At 72.0% G+C, this 15,393-nt stretch carries 19 protein-coding genes; 9 read left to right on the top strand and 10 right to left on the bottom strand.

The window, feature by feature from the left end; translation table 11 throughout:
* Positions 1 to 100: 100 nt before the first annotated feature.
* Positions 101 to 760 (bottom strand): response regulator, encoded by a 660-nt coding sequence (locus FB563_RS07405; RefSeq protein ID WP_055704203.1) that lies wholly within the window; start codon positions 758 to 760, stop codon positions 101 to 103.
* Positions 757 to 1,929: a sensor histidine kinase gene (locus FB563_RS07400; RefSeq protein ID WP_055704202.1), complete on the bottom strand. Its 1,173-nt coding sequence runs from the start codon at positions 1,927 to 1,929 to the stop codon at positions 757 to 759. The genes FB563_RS07405 and FB563_RS07400 overlap by 4 nt, the downstream gene beginning before the upstream one ends.
* A 162-nt stretch (positions 1,930 to 2,091) precedes the next feature.
* Between FB563_RS07400 and FB563_RS07395 the strand changes: the two genes are divergently transcribed.
* The 5 genes from FB563_RS07395 to FB563_RS07375 all read left to right on the top strand — a co-directional run bounded on the left by FB563_RS07395 (position 2,092) and on the right by FB563_RS07375 (position 5,599).
* Positions 2,092 to 2,634, top strand: coding sequence for a hypothetical protein (locus FB563_RS07395; protein ID WP_055704201.1), 543 nt, complete (start codon positions 2,092 to 2,094; stop codon positions 2,632 to 2,634).
* 140 nt (positions 2,635 to 2,774) lie between these two features.
* Positions 2,775 to 3,470, top strand: a complete 696-nt coding sequence (locus FB563_RS07390) for a response regulator transcription factor (protein WP_055704200.1) — start codon at positions 2,775 to 2,777, stop codon at positions 3,468 to 3,470.
* The gene (locus tag FB563_RS07385; RefSeq protein WP_142218543.1) at positions 3,467 to 4,930 is read left to right on the top strand and encodes a sensor histidine kinase; all 1,464 of its coding nucleotides are present in this window, start codon (positions 3,467 to 3,469) and stop codon (positions 4,928 to 4,930) included. The genes FB563_RS07390 and FB563_RS07385 overlap by 4 nt, the downstream gene beginning before the upstream one ends.
* 55 nt (positions 4,931 to 4,985) lie before the next feature.
* Positions 4,986 to 5,393 carry a hypothetical protein gene (locus tag FB563_RS07380; protein WP_055704198.1) on the top strand — a complete coding sequence of 136 codons (408 nt, stop codon included), beginning with the start codon at positions 4,986 to 4,988 and terminating at the stop codon, positions 5,391 to 5,393.
* Positions 5,393 to 5,599: a hypothetical protein gene (locus FB563_RS07375; RefSeq protein WP_055704197.1), complete on the top strand. Its 207-nt coding sequence runs from the start codon at positions 5,393 to 5,395 to the stop codon at positions 5,597 to 5,599. Before FB563_RS07380 ends, FB563_RS07375 begins: the two co-directional genes overlap by 1 nt.
* A 24-nt stretch (positions 5,600 to 5,623) precedes the next feature.
* Here the strand turns inward: FB563_RS07375 and FB563_RS07370 are convergent, their stop codons facing one another.
* Genes FB563_RS07370 through FB563_RS07360 form a run of 3 tightly spaced genes read right to left on the bottom strand, consistent with a single transcriptional unit; the run spans position 5,624 to position 7,767 of the window.
* Positions 5,624 to 6,196 carry a cob(I)yrinic acid a,c-diamide adenosyltransferase gene (locus FB563_RS07370; protein ID WP_055704196.1) on the bottom strand — a complete coding sequence of 191 codons (573 nt, stop codon included), beginning with the start codon at positions 6,194 to 6,196 and terminating at the stop codon, positions 5,624 to 5,626.
* A gap of 13 nt (positions 6,197 to 6,209) precedes the next feature.
* Positions 6,210 to 6,959, bottom strand: a complete 750-nt coding sequence (locus tag FB563_RS07365) for an ABC transporter permease (RefSeq protein WP_055704195.1) — start codon at positions 6,957 to 6,959, stop codon at positions 6,210 to 6,212.
* 22 nt (positions 6,960 to 6,981) lie between these two features.
* A complete protein-coding gene (locus tag FB563_RS07360) occupies positions 6,982 to 7,767 on the bottom strand; it encodes an ABC transporter ATP-binding protein (protein WP_055704194.1) in 786 nt (261 codons plus the stop codon).
* A gap of 97 nt (positions 7,768 to 7,864) precedes the next feature.
* Between FB563_RS07360 and FB563_RS07355 the strand changes: the two genes are divergently transcribed.
* The 3 genes from FB563_RS07355 to FB563_RS07345 all read left to right on the top strand — a co-directional run bounded on the left by FB563_RS07355 (position 7,865) and on the right by FB563_RS07345 (position 11,099).
* Positions 7,865 to 8,509 carry a TetR/AcrR family transcriptional regulator gene (locus FB563_RS07355; RefSeq protein WP_055704193.1) on the top strand — a complete coding sequence of 215 codons (645 nt, stop codon included), beginning with the start codon at positions 7,865 to 7,867 and terminating at the stop codon, positions 8,507 to 8,509.
* 45 nt (positions 8,510 to 8,554) lie between these two features.
* On the top strand, positions 8,555 to 9,442 hold the full coding sequence (locus FB563_RS07350; protein ID WP_055704192.1) for a LysR family transcriptional regulator: 888 nt from the start codon (positions 8,555 to 8,557) through the stop codon (positions 9,440 to 9,442).
* 88 nt (positions 9,443 to 9,530) lie between these two features.
* Complete coding sequence (locus tag FB563_RS07345) at positions 9,531 to 11,099, top strand: AMP-binding protein (RefSeq protein WP_055704191.1); 1,569 nt, start codon at positions 9,531 to 9,533, stop codon at positions 11,097 to 11,099.
* Here the strand turns inward: FB563_RS07345 and FB563_RS07340 are convergent.
* The 5 genes from FB563_RS07340 to FB563_RS07320 are packed head-to-tail and all read right to left on the bottom strand — an operon-like array spanning position 11,052 to position 13,971.
* On the bottom strand, positions 11,052 to 11,258 hold the full coding sequence (locus tag FB563_RS07340) for a DUF397 domain-containing protein (protein ID WP_055704190.1): 207 nt from the start codon (positions 11,256 to 11,258) through the stop codon (positions 11,052 to 11,054). The genes FB563_RS07345 and FB563_RS07340 overlap by 48 nt on opposite strands.
* A complete protein-coding gene (locus FB563_RS07335; protein WP_055704189.1) occupies positions 11,240 to 12,082 on the bottom strand; it encodes a helix-turn-helix domain-containing protein in 843 nt (280 codons plus the stop codon). The genes FB563_RS07340 and FB563_RS07335 overlap by 19 nt, the downstream gene beginning before the upstream one ends.
* A gap of 58 nt (positions 12,083 to 12,140) precedes the next feature.
* Entirely contained in the window at positions 12,141 to 12,839 is a 699-nt protein-coding gene (locus FB563_RS07330; RefSeq protein ID WP_055704188.1) for a hypothetical protein, read from the bottom strand.
* An 11-nt stretch (positions 12,840 to 12,850) separates the two neighbouring features.
* Positions 12,851 to 13,738, bottom strand: a complete 888-nt coding sequence (locus FB563_RS07325) for a SigE family RNA polymerase sigma factor (protein ID WP_055704187.1) — start codon at positions 13,736 to 13,738, stop codon at positions 12,851 to 12,853.
* Entirely contained in the window at positions 13,735 to 13,971 is a 237-nt protein-coding gene (locus FB563_RS07320; protein ID WP_055704186.1) for a hypothetical protein, read from the bottom strand. Before FB563_RS07320 ends, FB563_RS07325 begins: the two co-directional genes overlap by 4 nt.
* A gap of 509 nt (positions 13,972 to 14,480) precedes the next feature.
* On the opposite strand from FB563_RS07320, the gene FB563_RS07315 reads away from it, so the two are divergent.
* Positions 14,481 to 15,329 (top strand): 3-hydroxyacyl-CoA dehydrogenase family protein, encoded by an 849-nt coding sequence (locus FB563_RS07315; RefSeq protein ID WP_055704185.1) that lies wholly within the window; start codon positions 14,481 to 14,483, stop codon positions 15,327 to 15,329.
* The last annotated feature ends 64 nt before the right edge of the window (positions 15,330 to 15,393 follow it).

Genomic DNA, 15,393 nt, shown 5'->3' with positions numbered 1-15,393 from the left:
GTGACTGAGCCTTCACGCCCACGGTGCTGCGAGAGTAGAAAGGTCTGGACCATGGGTCAATAGGTCTGGACCAATTTCGCGGCGATCCGGGAGACCCGCCTCAGATCCCCAACTCCTGGGCCAGCACTGCCGCTTGGACGCGGCTGCGCAGCTCCAGCTTGGCCAGCAGCCTGCTGACGTGCGTCTTCACCGTGCCCTCGGCCATCCCCAGCCGCCCGCCGATCTCCGCGTTCGACAGCCCCTGACCCACGCAGGACAGCACCTCGCGCTCGCGCCGGGTCAGACCGTCCAGCACCGCCGGATCGGCCTTCGCCTTCCGCGCCGGACCGGCCGCGAACTCCGCGATCAGCCGCCGGGTCACGGCCGGCGCGACGATCCCCTCGCCGCGCGCCACCGTGCGCACCGCCTCCAGCAGATCCCGCGCCTCGGCGTTCTTCAGCAAGAACCCCGCCGCCCCGGCTCGCAGCGCCCCGAAGACGTACTCGTCCAGGTCGAAGGTGGTCAGCACGAGGACGTCCGCGAGCCCTTCGGTGACGATCCGCCCGGTCGCCGACACCCCGTCCAGGCGCGGCATCTGCACGTCCATCAACACGATGTCCGGCCGCAGTTCCCGGGCCAGCTCCACCGCCCGCTCACCGTCCGCGGCCTCCCCGGCCACTTCGATGTCCGGTGCGCTGCGCAGGATCAGGACGAGTCCGGAGCGTACGGCGGACTGGTCCTCGGCGACGAGAACACGGACGGGCCGGTCGGGCCGGTTCATGCGGGGGCTCCTTCGGTGAGCGGAAGACGGGCGCGTACGGTCCACAGTCCGGCCTCGGGGCCGGCCGTGAAGCCACCGCCGAGCAGCGCCGCCCGCTCCCGCATCCCGGTGAGCCCGGAGCCCGAGCCGGGGGCGCGCGGTGTGTCACCGGGCCGGTAGGGGCTCGTGACCTCGATGTGCAGGCTGTCGTCGGCCTGCCGCAGGGCGACCCGGACGGGTCCCGGGGCCGCGTGCTTGAGCGCGTTGGTCAGCGACTCCTGCACGATCCGGTAGGCGGCCAGCTCCACCGGCGCCGGCACCCGGCCGTGCCCGGCGTCCAGCCGTACGTCCAGACCGCCCGCGCGGGCGCCGTCGACCAGGGCGGCGAGACCGTCGAGGGTCGGCGTGGCGGCCGGCTCCAGATCGCCGCCGCTGTCCCGCAGGATGCTGATCAGCCGGCGCATCTCGGCCAGCCCCGCCACGCTGTTCTCCCGGATCACCGTCAGGGCGTCCCGGGAGGTACCCGGATCGTCCAGGGACAGCGCGGCCGTGGAGTGGATGGCGATCGCGGACAGATGACCCGCCACCACGTCGTGCAACTCCCGTGCCATACGCGCTCGTTCGGCCGCGACCGCCTGGGTACGGTCCATCTCGGCGAGCAGCGCGGTCTGTTCGGCGCGCAGCCGGGCGGCCTCGGCGGCGTCACGGTGGTCGCGCACCACCCAGCCGGTCGCGGCGGGCGCCAGCGCCACCACGCCGACGCCCACACCGATCAGCAGCGCGGCCGGGTCCCGCCAGAGTGCCGCGGGTACGACTCCGCCGAGCACCGTCAGCAGTCCGGTGATCCAGGGGATGCGGCGGGCCGAGGACGGGGTGCCGTACACGACGGACGCGTAGACCAGGTCGGTGTACAGCACGACGGTGACGACGTTGCCGACCGTCACCGTGTCCACGGCCAGCGCGAGGGTGCCGGCGAGCAGACCGAGCCGGGGCCGGGTGCGGCGCAGCGGCTCGCACGCGGCCGTGACCGCCAGCGGCACCAGCGGGGCCCAGGGCGCCGCCCACAGCACGACCGGGGCCGAGGGCACGCGGGGGTGGAGCCCGAGCGCCCACAGCAACACCCCGCCGAGCAGCCCGCCCACGGCGATCCGCACATCGTCTCGGTGGGGGCGGGGGAGTGCGAGGGCCATGCCCCCATCCAACACGCCCCGGGGTCGTCCCGGCCTGCACCCCCGGCAGGGTCCTGAACGGCCTGGGCTGCAACTTTCGTTTACACCGGGTCTCGCCCGCACCGACGACGATCCGCGCCCCGGGTGCCGGGAGCCTGGAAGGGTGAGCGAGGGGAGCGAACCGTGATCGTCGGGTTGGTCATCGCCTGCGAGGTGGCGTTCTGGGTGCTGCTCGCGGCCGCACTGGCCGCGCGCTACCTGCTGAAGTGGCGCCGTACGAGCGTGGCGTTGCTGTTGTGCGAGCCCCTGCTGGAGCTGGTGCTGTTCGTCGTGACCGCGATCGACCTGAGGAACGGCGCGCAGCCGGACTGGCGCCATGGCCTGGCCGCCGTCTACATCGGCTTCACGGTCGGTCTCGGCCACTCCACGATCAGATGGGCGGACGCCTGGGTCGCCCACCGCTTCGCCGCCGGCCCGCGCCCGCCGAGGCCCCCCAAGTACGGCACGGCCCGCACCGTCCACGAGTGGAAGGTCGCCGCCCGCTGGATCCTGGCCGCGTGCGTCGCCCTCGCGCTGCTCCAGGCCGCCGCCTGGTACGTCGGCGACGGCGACACCAGCTCCCTGCGGGCCTGGCAGCGGAGCATGCTCTGGGTGATCGGCATCAACCTGGTGATCGCCGGGAGCTACACCGTGTTCCCCAAGCGCGAGCCGACCGACCAGCGCTGAGCCCTCCGGGCCGGTGCCGGCGTCCGTACGCTGCCGGCCTGGACGGCCGGCGCCGCCGAGGTGGCCGCGACAGCCCCCGCCCGGACTGCCGCGCGCCCGGTGCCGGGTCGTACGCTGACCGGCGACGAGGAGGGCGGCGCATGGCAGACACGGCGGGGTCCGGTGCGGTGCTGGTCGTTGATGACGACGCGGCGATCCGGCGGGCGCTGGAGCGTGGGCTCAGGCTGAGCGGGTTCGCGGTGCGGACCGCCGGTGACGGGGCTCAGGCGCTGGCGGCGATCGCGGACGCGCCGCCCGATGTGCTGGTGCTCGACGTGTCGATGCCCGGCATGAGCGGCATCGAGGTGTGCACCCGGCTGCGCGCCGAGGGCCGGGACCTGCCCGTCCTGATGCTGTCCGCGCTGGACGAGACCGCGGACCGGATAGCCGGGCTCCAGGCGGGCGGCGACGACTACCTGGTCAAGCCGTTCGCCCTGCAGGAACTGGTGCTGCGGCTGCGCGCCCTGCTGCGCCGCCGCCCGCCCACCGGCCAGGCCGGGGTGCGGGTCGCGGGCCTGGTGATCGACCCGGACGCGCGCACCGCCGAGCGGGACGGCACGCCCCTGGACCTCACCCGGCGCGAGTTCGAGCTGCTGGAGGTGCTCGCCCGCAACGCCGGACTGGTCCTCACCCGCGACCAGCTCCTGGAGCGGGTGTGGGGCTACGACTTCGACGTGCGCACCGACGCCGTCGACACCTTCGTCAGCTATCTGCGGCGCAAACTGGAGGCGGAGGGGCGGCCCCGGCTGATCCACACCGTGCGCGGAGTGGGTTTCGTCCTGAGGGAACGGCCGTGAGGCTGTCCACCCGTATCGCCCTCGCCGTCGGCTGCACCGTCCCGCTGCTGGTGCTGGCCTGCGGCTGGCTGCTGCTGAACCTGGTCGCCCGCGATCTGCACCGCACCGAGGACCAGCATCTGCGGCAGCGCGCGCTGGCCGTCGCCCCCGAGGCCCGGGCACTGCTGCGGGCCACGGCGAACGGCCGGCCCAAGGCGGCGGACACCCGGGAGCGCAAGCTGTTCAGCGCCGCGCTCGACGTCGGCGTACGCGTCGTCGGGCCGGGCGCGGACTTCAGCGGCGGACCCCAGCCCGGCACGTCCGTGGCCCTGCCCGACGTCTCCTCCGGTTTCGTCACCGTCCGCGACGGCGCCCGCAGTTGGCGGGCCCTGGCCCGGCCCCTGCAGGGCCCCGACGTCTCCGGCACGTTGTGGGTCCTCTCGCCCGACACCGCCGACCGCACCCAACTCCGCCTCGTCCGGCGCCGGGTGGTCCTCACCGCTGTGCTCGCCGCGCCCCTGTCCGGGCTGCTCGCCTGGGGTCTGGCCACCGGGGCGAGCGCGCCGCTCACCCGCCTCACCCGCCGTACCGCCGGGCTCGACCCGCGCACCAGCACGGCCCGGCTCCCCGAGGAGCGGACCGGGGTGCGGGAGGTGGACGAGCTGGCCGCCACGCTGCGGACCGTGCTCGCCCGCTACGACGAGCAGGCCGCCCGCACCGCCGAGGCCCTCGACACCGCCCGCTCCTTCTCCTCCGCCGCCGCGCACGAACTGCGCACCCCGCTGATGAGCATGGGCACCAACCTGGACATCCTCGCCGACCACCCCGGCCTGCCGGAGGCCGACCGCACCGAGGTGGTCGCCGATCTGCGGCACGAGCACGCCCGGCTGCTGGGCCTGCTGGTGACGCTGCGCGAACTGGGGCGCGGGGACCTGGTGGAGGCGGAGGCGTTCGGGGACGTCGACCTGTCCGAGGTCGCCGACGCGGCCGTCGCCGAAGCCCGCCGCCGTGCCCCGGACGCCGACATCACCCTGGACGCGGCACCCGGGCTCACTGTGCACGGCTGGGAACCGGGCCTGCGCCTGCTGCTCGACAACCTGCTCGGCAACGCCCTCGCCCACGGCCGGGACACGGCGGGCCGGGCACGGGTGCGGGTCGGGGTGCAGGCCGGCGCCGACCACGTCCGCGTCACCGTGGACGACCGCGGGCCCGGCGTGCCGCCGGGCGCCCGCACCCGGATCTTCGAGCGGTTCCGGCGCGGACCGGACAGCGCGGGCTCCGGGCTCGGCCTCACCCTGGTCGCCCAGCAGGCAGCACTGCACCGGGGCAGCGTCACCGTGGGCGAGGGGCCGGACGGCACCGGGGCGCGCTTCGAGGTGCGGCTGCCGTCGGGTGGCGCGGTCCTGCCCGGCCGACGGGACTGGCTGATCGGTACAGCCGGGGCAAACCGGTCACAGAGTTTCCCCAAAGACGCTTCCTAGCCTCCGTTCCGTCGGACGGATGACCAACTCGTCCGGGAAGGGAACGGAGACACCGATGAACGCACGTCGACGTACGCGCACCCTGCTCGCGGGGTGTGCCGTGGCGGCCGTACTGGCGGGCACCGCCGGGGTGGCCTCGGCCGACACCAGCACCCCCGCGCCCGGGCCCACCGGTGACGGGGCGCACGCCCTGTGCAAGCGGGTGCCGAGGATCGACCGCCGGATCGAGCGGGCCCTGAAGCGGCTGGACGCCGGGCCCGGCACCCGTGGCTCGATCGCCCGCCTGCAGCAGCGGGTGGACAACGCGAAGAAGGCGGGCCACACCCAGATCGCCACCTTCCTCCAGGACCGGCTGGACTTCCGCAAGTCGCTGGTCACCAGCCTGAAGCAGCGCCAGACGGACCTGAACGACGTGAAGACGTGGTGCCAGGCCCACGGCGGCGTCGGGAAGGCGGCGAGCTGATGCGGGCACGCCGGGCGGCGCTGCCGGCGGTGGCGCTGCTCGTGGCGCTCACCGCGGGCTGCGCCCACCACGACGGGGCGTCCCCGAAGACGCCGGCGGGGTCCGGCACGCCCTCCGGATACGCGGAGATGCAGAAGAAGGTGGATGCGGCCGAGTCGGCGGCCGCCGCGGCCGACCGGGACGCGGCGAGCGGCACCGACCGCTGACCCGGCGGGTCCCCGGCGGGGCGCTCAGCGCTCCCCGCCGGGGACCCACAGCACGTCACCGAGCTCCTTGTTGGCAATGCGAGCCAGAATGAACAGCAGGTCGGACAGCCGGTTGAGGTAGGTCGCCGTGAGCGGGTTCATCGTCTCGCCGTGCACCTCCAGAGCGGCCCAGGTGGAGCGCTCGGCGCGGCGTACGACCGTGCAGGCCTGGTGCAGCAGGGCCGCGCCCGGGGTGCCGCCGGGCAGGATGAAGGAGCGGAGCTTCTCCAGCTGCTCGTTGAAGCGGTCGCAGTCCGCCTCCAGCTTGTCGATGTAGAACTGCTCGACCCGAAGCGGCGGGAATTCGGGGTTCTCGACCACCGGCGTCGACAGGTCCGCACCGACGTCGAACAGGTCGTTCTGGACGCGCGTGAGCACCTTGACCACCTCCGCGTCCAGGCCGCCCAGTGCGATCGCGGTGCCGATCACCGCGTTGGCCTCGTTGGCGTCGGCGTAGGCCGAGATCCGGAGGTCGGTCTTGGCGACCCGGCTCATGTCCCCGAGCGCGGTGGTGCCCTTGTCGCCGGTCCTGGTGTAGATGCGCGTCAGATTGACCATGGGGCCAGCGTAGTTACGCCCCGGCCGTCCGGAACACTCGTGTGCCCACCGTCACCGCCAGCGCCGCGAAAGCGACGGCGACGAGGGCGCCGTAGAGCATGTGCGCGCTCGCGTAGTGCCCGACGTACGCGTCACGCACCGCGTCCACCAGGTAGCGGAACGGGACGAAATGGGACAGGACGTTCAGCCAGGCCGGCGCGAGGGTCATCGGGAGCATCAGGCCGGACAGCAGCATCGACGGCATCGACACCATGTTGATCAGCGGGCCGAACTCCTGCGGGGTGCGGACCTTCATGCCGAGCGCGTACGACAGTGAGGCCAGCGACAGCGTGAGCAGGGCGACGAACGCGAAGCCGATCAGGACGCCGGCGAGTGGCGCGCGCAGGCCCATCCCCAGCGCGGCCAGCACCAGCAGCACCGCCTGGAAGACGAAGACCGTGGCGTCGCGCAGCACCCGGCCGAGGAGGAGGGCGAGGCGGCTGACGGGGGTCACCCGCATCCGCTCCACCACCCCCTGCCCCTTCTCCACGATGACCGTGAACCCGGCGAACAACGCGCCGAACAAGCCGAGTTGGAGCAGCAGCCCGGGGACCAGCACCTGCCAGGAGCTCCCGGTGCCGCCGAGCGGGAGACGGGTGAGCAGCGGGCCGAAGAAGAGCAGATACAGCAGGGGCGTGAGCACCCCGAAGAGCAGCGCGAAGCGGGAGCGCAGGGACTGGCGCAGATAGCGGCCGTAGACGAGGGCCGTGTCGTGAAGAAGCATCTCGGTGTGGGTCCTCTACGGCTTATACGGCGACAGGGGTGGTGTCGGCCGGGGCGGGCCCGCGGCCGGTGATGGCCAGGAAGGTGTCCTGGAGGGTCGCGTCGATCGAGCCGCCGTACCGCAGCTTCAGCGCGCCCGGCGTGCCCTCGGCGGCGACCGTGCCCCGGTCGACGATGACGAGGCGGTCGGCGAGGGCGTCGGCCTCGTCCAGGTAATGGGTGGTCAGGAAGACGGTCGTACCGTGCTCGTCGCGCAGCCGCCGGACCAGGTCCCACAGGTCGGCGCGGCTGCCCGGATCCAGTCCGGTCGTCGGCTCGTCCAGGAACAGCACCTTCGGCTGGTGCGTGAGTGCCATCGCGATGTCCAGCCGGCGCCGCTGGCCGCCGGAGAGCGCGCCGGCCTTCCGGTCGAGGAACCCCGTGAGATCCAGTTCCCGCGCCAACTCCTCCGCCCGCGCGACTGCCTCGCCCTTCGCCAGGCGGTACATCCGTCCCTGGGTGACCAGCTCCTCCCGCACGGTGATCTGCGGATCGACCCCGCCGGACTGGGCGACGTACCCGCTCACCGCGCGGACCCCCACCGGGTCGGTCGCCAGGTCGTGCCCGGCGACGGTGGCGGCCCCGCCGGTCGGCTTCAGGAGGGTGGTGAGCATCCGCAAGGTGGTCGTCTTGCCTGCGCCGTTGGGCCCGAGAAAGCCGAGGATCTCGCCCTCCTGTACGGCGAGATCGATGCCGCGTACGGCCTCCACGGGGCCGGCCTTGGTCTGGAAGGTGCGGGCGAGTCCCGCCGCGCTGATGACTACTGCCATGCCGACAAGAAAAACAGAGTCCCTGAAATTTTGCAACGACCCCAAGTTTTCATCTAAGCCAAGTTTTCATGGGCTCCAGCGAAGTTAGGATGCGGACATGGCAGAGGGGCTCAGGGAGCGGAAGAAGCGGCAGACCCGGCAGTACATCTCGGACGTCGCCACGGGTCTGTTCGTCGAGCGCGGCTTCGACGCGGTCACGGTCGCGGAGATCGCGGAGGCCGCGAACGTCTCCGTCAACACCGTGTACAACTACTTCCCCGCCAAGGAAGACCTCTTCTTCGACCGCTCCGCCGGCATGATCGACCGCCTGGCCCGCTGGGTCCGCGGCCGCCCCGAGGGCGAGTCGGCCGCCGCCGCCGTCCTGCGCGAGCTGCGCGAGGAGGTCGAGTCCGTCTCCCCCCGGGTCGGCCTGCTCCCCGGCTACGCCGCCTTCATGAAGGTCATCGAGGAGGCCCCCGCCCTGCGCTCCCGCCTCTGGGCCCTCGCCCAGGAGGTCCAGGTCAACCTGGAGCAGGTCCTGCGTGAGGAGACCGGCGCACCGGCCGACGACGAACTGCCCCACCTGATGGCGGGGCAGATCAGCTGGATCCACGGCACGGTCATCGCGGTCATCGGCCGCGAGATGGTCAAGGGCCGCGATCCGCGCGAGCTGTCCCGAGAGGTACTGACGCTGCTGGACGACATCGAGGACCTGTTGAGCGAGCGGGTCCTCGGATATGCGGTACGGGGAGACCTCGGCTGACACCCCGTCACATCCGGTCGGCCCGGGCACGGCCAGACTACCGTCATGGACCTGCTGTCGCTGCGATACTTCCAGGCCGTCGCCCGTCACCAGCACATCAGCCGGGCCGCCGAGCAACTCCGGGTGGCCCAGCCGTCGGTGAGCCGCACCATCATCCGGCTCGAATCGGAACTCGGCGTCCAGCTCTTCGACCGCCAGGGCCGCCGCATACGGCTCAATGAGCACGGCGCCGCCTTCCTGCACCGGGTCGAGCGGGCGCTGGCCGAACTCGACGACGCCCGGCGGGAGATGGCCGACGCCTCCGGGGCCGGTCCGGGCCGTGTCGCCGTCGCCGCGGAGACCCTGCTGCAGCTCGCCGGGGTGCTCTCCGCCTTCCGTGCGCTGCGTCCCGGGGCGAGCGTGCGCCTGTTCCAGGCCCCGGTGGACTCGATGCGACGGCATCTGGTCTCCGGCGAAGTGGATCTGGCGCTCGCCTCCCAGCCACTCGCCGGGCCCGACCTGTGCTTGGTGGAACTGGTCCGGGAAGAGGTGCTGCTGGCCGTGCCGCTGGGGCATCCGCTCTCCGGCCGCGAGCGCGTCGCGGTGGCCGAGCTGGCCGACGAGGACTTCGTCACCACGCGCACGGGCCACTGGCAACGCGCCCTGCTGGAGCGGATCTTCGCCCGTGAGGGGCTGACGCCCCGGGTGGTCTGCGAGGGCGACGAGGCCGCCGCCACGCCCGAGCTGATCGGCGCCGGACTGGGTGTCGGCCTGATGCCGGCCATGGCGCGCCGGGCCCTCGGCGAGTACGGCAGGGTGGCCCTGCTGCGGCTGGACGTCGAGGACTGCCACCGGACCCTGACCTTGGTCTGGCGCGCCCATGCCCATCTTTCCCCGGCCGCCCTGGACTTCCGCCGCGTGGCCGTGGAGTCCTTCATGCCCGACGCGTCATGAGTACATGCCGAAAGCGGTCGTGGAAGGCATGAGGGACGGGGCCTTAGCGTCGCGGGTGTCCACCGGATCCGGCAGAGGGAGAACGGCGATGAGCCCACGACGAGCCGCCGCGGAACCCGTCTTCACAGGCTATGTGGAGGCGGTACTCGACGTCCTGTCCGCCGAGCCGTCGAGGGTGGCCGTCACCACCGCCGAAGGGCTGGTGATCAGCGCCGCCGGGTTCCGGGACCAGGTCTACCGGCTCGCCGGAGAGCTGGCCGAGCGCGGGGTCGCCCTCGGCACCACGGTCACCCTGCTCACCGGTAACACCGCCGAGGCCCTCGTCGCCCGCTATGCCGCCAACCTGGCCGGTGCCCGGGTCGTCGCGCTCTACGAGGGCATGAGCCCGCCGGTCATGGCCCGTGTGATGGCGAGCGTGGACTGCCTCCTGTTGCTGGTGGACCGGCAACAGGAAGCCTCCGCCGTCGAGTTGCTCACCCTTCCCGGCGTACCCCCGGCGCTCTCCCTCGGACCGAGCGGCTTCGCCGAGGACGTGCTGGCCGCGGCCGCCCGGCGCCCCGCGCAGCCGATGGGCGGTCTGGTGGGCCCGGACGACGACTGGTGCGTCCGGCACACCGGCGGAACCACCGGCATCCCCAAGGGCATCCGCATGACCCACGGCTCCTACCGGCGCAGCCTGGACCGCCCTCTCACCGCCGCCGGCGATCCGCCCCGCCACCTGGCCTGCACCTCGCTCGCCCACCTCGCCGGAATCTTCGCCGACATGGCATTGCTCCGGGGCGGCTCGGTGGTCCTGCGGCACGGTTTCGAGCCCGGGGACGTGCTGGCCACGATGGAGCGCGAGCACATCACCCACACCTGGCTGCTGCCGCCGCTCCTCTACCAGCTCCTGGACCATCCCGACCTGCCCGGCACCGATCTGTCCAGCCTCTCCCGGATCAGCTACGGCGGGACCGCGGCCTCACCGGCCAGACTGCGGGAGGCGGCCAAGGCGCTGGGGCCCGTGCTCTACGGCCTGTACGGGCAGGCGGAGGCCCAGCTCATCACCGAAGCGGGTCCGCAGGAGCTGGCGCTGACCGGCCGTGGCGGCCAACTGACGGCAGGCCGGCCCCTGCCCGACGTCCGGATCGCCGTCCGGGACGCCGACGGCACCACCCTGCCGCCGGGCGAACCGGGCGAGGTCCACGTGCGCTCGCCCTATGTGATGCACGGCTACTGGAAGCAGCCGGAGCTGACCGCCGAGGTGCTGCGCGACGGCTGGCTGCGCACCGGTGACGTCGGCTACCTCGACGAGGACGGCCGTCTCTACATCGTGGACCGGATCAAGGAGATGATCGTGGTCGTCGGTGGCCACGTCTATCCGGCCGAGCTGGAGGAACTCCTGCTGAGCCATCCCGCCGTCGCCCGCTGCGTGGTCTTCGGCAGCCGGGACGAGGACTCGGCGGAGCACGTCCACGTCGCCGTGGTGCCGGTTGCCGGGCAGTGGCCCTCACTGGAGGAGATCCGCGACTTCGTCACCGTCCGCAAGGGACGCCTCTACGCCCCCGACGCCCTGCACCTCGTGCCCGACATCCCGCTCACGGCCGCGGGCAAGCCGGACAAGCGGAGGCTACTGGAACAGGCCACCCTTGAGGGCCCCGACGAACGACGACCATGAGCGGGTGGTGAAGAGGAGGGCCGGGGCGTCGGGGGTCTTGCTGTCGCGGACGGGGACGGCGGAGGGGAGGGTGTCGCAGACTTCGAGGCAATCGCCGCCGCTCGTGTTGCTGTAGCTGCTCTTGCGCCAGGTCACGCCGCTCAGGTCGATGGCTCGCACGGCACTTCCTCCAACATCCGCAGGATGAACTTGTGCGACTCGGCCGGGGACAGCCCGAGGTCACGCATCGCATCGTACCTACGCTGTAGTTCCTCAACTGAGCCGTTGTCTTCGACCAGTTCGCCCCGCAGGTCGTTCTCGGTGTAGGCAACTGTGCGACCGTCCGGCAGTCGCAGGAACTTCACGGCGGTGTTCATCAGGCCATGGGGACCCGCGCTGAACGGCAGCACCTGGAGGGTGATGTTCGGACGCTCAGCGGCTTCCGCCAAGTGCTCCAACTGCTCCCGCCAGGCTCCCGTGTCGCGCAGCGAAGTGCGCAGCACCGCCTCGGAGAGGATGACTCGGAACAGCGGCGGGTCGTCGCGCTCCAGCAGCTGGCGCCGCCCCAGGCGTGCCTCGACCTGCTGGTCCAGCTCGTGTTCCTTGATCCACCCCGCCGCGAGCGCTTCGCGTGCATACCCGGCCGTCTGGAGCAGGCCTGGCGGTGCGCTCACCGCGTAGTGCCACAGGCTCACCGCCTCCGACTCCAGAACCATGTACCGCCGGTACTGCTCCTTGAACTGCGTCGGATCCCCCACCGCCATCTCCCACATCGCCAGCAGCAGTCCGGGTGTGCCGTAGAACTCGTCCAGCGCCTCGGCGACCTCGGGGCTGCCCAGCGTCTCCCCGCTCTCCAGCTTCTTGAAGAGCGAGGGGTCCCAGCCGACCGCGTCGGCCAGTGCGCGCAGGGTCAAGCCCCTGGCGGTGCGCAGACGCCGGAGCTCCTCCGCGTACCGCTTACGGGGTTCCTGGCTGCGTCCCGTGATCACCTTTCGCGCGGGCATGCGCACCCTCCCCGCTGTTGTAGTCGCACGAACACGCAGCGTATCGACCTGGCGCCGGTCACCGTGCCGTTTCTGTGAGAAGGGAGCTCACCCGGTCCGCGAAACGCGGCCCCGGTACGGGTATCTCGACGCCGGGGTGCTCGGCGTAGCCGCGCCGGACGGCGTGCGCCACGTAGGTCGTGACGGCGTCGGCGCGCGGGGGTCGCCGGCGTGCTCCCGGGGACGTGAGACGGCTGAGCACCCTGAGCACCGTGGGCACGGACGCGTCGAAGGTGCAGCTCACCGGCGGACAGGTGCCGGCCACGGGGATGGTGTCGTGGTCGGTCATGGCGTCCAGGCCGGTCTGGTCGTACCAGAACGCGGCCGCGTGGGCCTCGCCGCGCGCGCGATGGTGCAGGGAGAGGCAGTACGCGGACGGGGTGTGGCCGGCCCCGGCCGCGTACTGCCACCAGAAGCGGGCTCCTTCGTCGGTTCCGGCCACGTGCAGCGCGCAGCCGAGCAGCCAGGCGCACTCGGGCTCGGGGAGCTGGTCGGTGAGGAAGCGCAGGGTGCCGGGGGCGAGTGCGCCGAGCAGGGAGTCGCAGAGCGTGCGCAGGTCGCGCATCGCGGCCGGGTCGGCAGGGTGGGCGTCGGCGACGCGGGTGATGCCCTCCCCGTATCCGGGGTGGTCGCTGTCCTCGTAGGGGACCGTGTCGGCGGGGACGTCGGGGTGCCGGCGCAGGCGGGCGCGGGCGAGAAGGGCGTCTATCTCGGTCATGGCGGTAGGGGTCACTCCCGGGTGCCGGCGCGGCGCAGCAGGTCTTCGAGGGCCGCGCGGGCGTGGTGGTCGACGGCGTGGGCGATGGCCGGGCTCAGGCCGGTGACGTAGGGGATCGTTTCCTCCAGGTCCAGGCCGCACAGATGACCCAGCACGACCACGTCCATCTGGTCCTGGGGAAGGCGGGCTATGGCGTCGAAGAGGTCCACCAGGTCGGTCATCATGACGAGACGGCCAGGCACGCTGTCGCTGACCTCCTCGGTGGAGAAGACCGCGGCGCGCAGGTCGGGGCGGCCGTCGCGGTGGGCGGCACGGGCGAGTACCCGGGAGCGCAGCAGGAGCCAGGCGTGGCGGCGGACGTTCTCGCTGCTCGCGACCGCGTTCCAGGACAGCCACAGCAGGTCGAAGGTCTCGCCCACCGCCCAGCGGACACGGTCCTCCGCCAGCAGGAAGGCGCGTGCGTAGGCGGTGTAGGGCGCGTGCATCGCCTCGGTGAAGGCCTGGTGGGCCAGGGGCGGCGGCTCCGCTTCGCAGGCCACCTGGTCGATGCACTGGTCGATCCACCACTGTCCCTTGCGGGCTTCGCGGGCCGCGGCGATCCACAGCCGGCGCATCGGCCGCACGGGCAGACCGAGCGCGTGGATCACGCTGAAGGTCATCTCCCAGACCGGGTAGTAACCGTTGCCGCGCAGCAGTTCGCTGATGCGTGTCTTGGAGTAGCCGGAGCGGTGGACGAGGTCGTCCAGGGTCAGGCCGCTGGAGAAGACGCGGTGGCGCACCGGCTCCAGCCAGGCCCGGTGCGCCATTCCCGCCGCGGGGGAGATGGGGGCCGGTTTCCGGCCGCGCCTGCCGCCGGCCTCCGCGGCAGCCGGTTGGTCGTCGCCGAGGGGTGAGCTCATCGGGTCGGTTCCTCCCCAGCGGCGGTGGAGGCGGGCGCGGGGCCGGTGGTGGGGTCGGCGGACGCCCGGGGTCCCTCGGGTCCGGTCAGGGCCTGGACCATCTGCTGCACGAGCAGGCCCAGGGACGGGAGCAGAGTGGCCATGGCGGCGACCTGTCCCAGCACGGTCATCACCGTGCTCCACGTGAGGACCGTCACCAGCACGGCGACGGTCCACACCTTCTTACTCGACATCACACACTTCGTTTCTGTGAGCAGGTCTCACTCCAACTGCCCCTCCGCCAGGCGGTGCTGAAGCGCCATCGGGAAGGGAGAGCCAGCATGGCCCCGCTTCCGTCCGCCACGCCACGTGATCATGGAGTTACGGAACAATGAGCCCGAGGGCCAGGTCGCGCTACCCCGCGCCACCCTCGGCACACCGGGTAAATGACAGTGATTCAGCCTATTGAGGGGAAAAGCCGCGTCTTCCCGCGAACCACGGCGTACACCGCCATCATGGGGAGCCCCAAGGCGCCACTCGACACCGCACTGGGAAACCGTGCGGCCCCCTGTGCTGAAGCGACACCCAAGAGGGGGCCGCGCGGGCGCGACCCGATCGGGGCCCGGCAGAGGCGGTCGCACTCCGGCCGGTGTGATGTCCGTCAAGTGAGACGTGACGCGCGTTACTTAACGGTCACACAGTCGCTCCGGAGCGCTATGGTCCGCCGGAGAAGCAGACTTGGAGCGCGTTCAAGGGAGTCGGAGTGGCACGGAAGCTCGCCGTCATCGGGGCCGGTCTCATGGGGTCCGGGATCGCTCAGGTCGCCGCGCAGGCGGGCTGGGACGTCGTCCTGCGGGACGTCACCGACGAGGCACTGAAGCGTGGCACCGACGGCATCAAGGCCTCGTACGACAAGTTCGTGAGCAAGGGGAAACTGGCGGCGGGTGACGCCGAGGCCGCCCTGGCCCGTATCACCCCGACCACCGAGCTGGACGCCGCCGCCGACGCCGACATCGTGGTCGAGGCCGTATTCGAGAAACTGGAGGTCAAGCACGAGATCTTCCGCGCGCTCGACAAGCTCGTGCGCGAGGACGCCGTGCTCGCCTCCAATACCTCCGCCATCCCGATCACCAAGATCGCGGCGGCCACCGAGCACCCCGAGCGGGTCGTCGGCGTCCACTTCTTCTCACCGGTGCCGATGATGCAGCTCGTCGAGCTGGTCCGCGGCTACAAGACGAGTGACGAAGCCCTCGCGACCGCGCGGGAGTTCGCCGAGTCCGTCGGCAAGACCTGCATCGTCGTCAACCGGGACGTGGCCGGCTTCGTGACCACCCGCCTCATCTCCGCCCTCGTGGTGGAGGCGACCAAGCTCTACGAGTCCGGCGTCGCGACGGCCGAGGACATCGACCTCGCCTGCAAGCTGGGCTTCGGCCATGCCATGGGCCCGCTGGCCACCGCCGACCTCACCGGCGTGGACATCCTGCTGCACGCCACCAGCAACATCTACACCGAGTCCCAGGACGAGAAGTTCGCCCCGCCGGAGCTGATGCGCCGGATGGTGGATGCCGGTGACATCGGCCGCAAGAGCGGGCAGGGCTTCTACAAGTACTGAGCACCATCTGCACGGACTTTCGTCGGATCTCACCCCCGGGGGTATCACTCCCCGGGGTGAATTC

This window comes from Streptomyces puniciscabiei (genome assembly GCF_006715785.1).
GTDB classification, from domain to species: domain Bacteria; phylum Actinomycetota; class Actinomycetes; order Streptomycetales; family Streptomycetaceae; genus Streptomyces; species Streptomyces puniciscabiei.
Note: the sequence above shows the minus strand (reverse complement) of the source record. Positions and strands in the feature narration are given on the sequence as shown.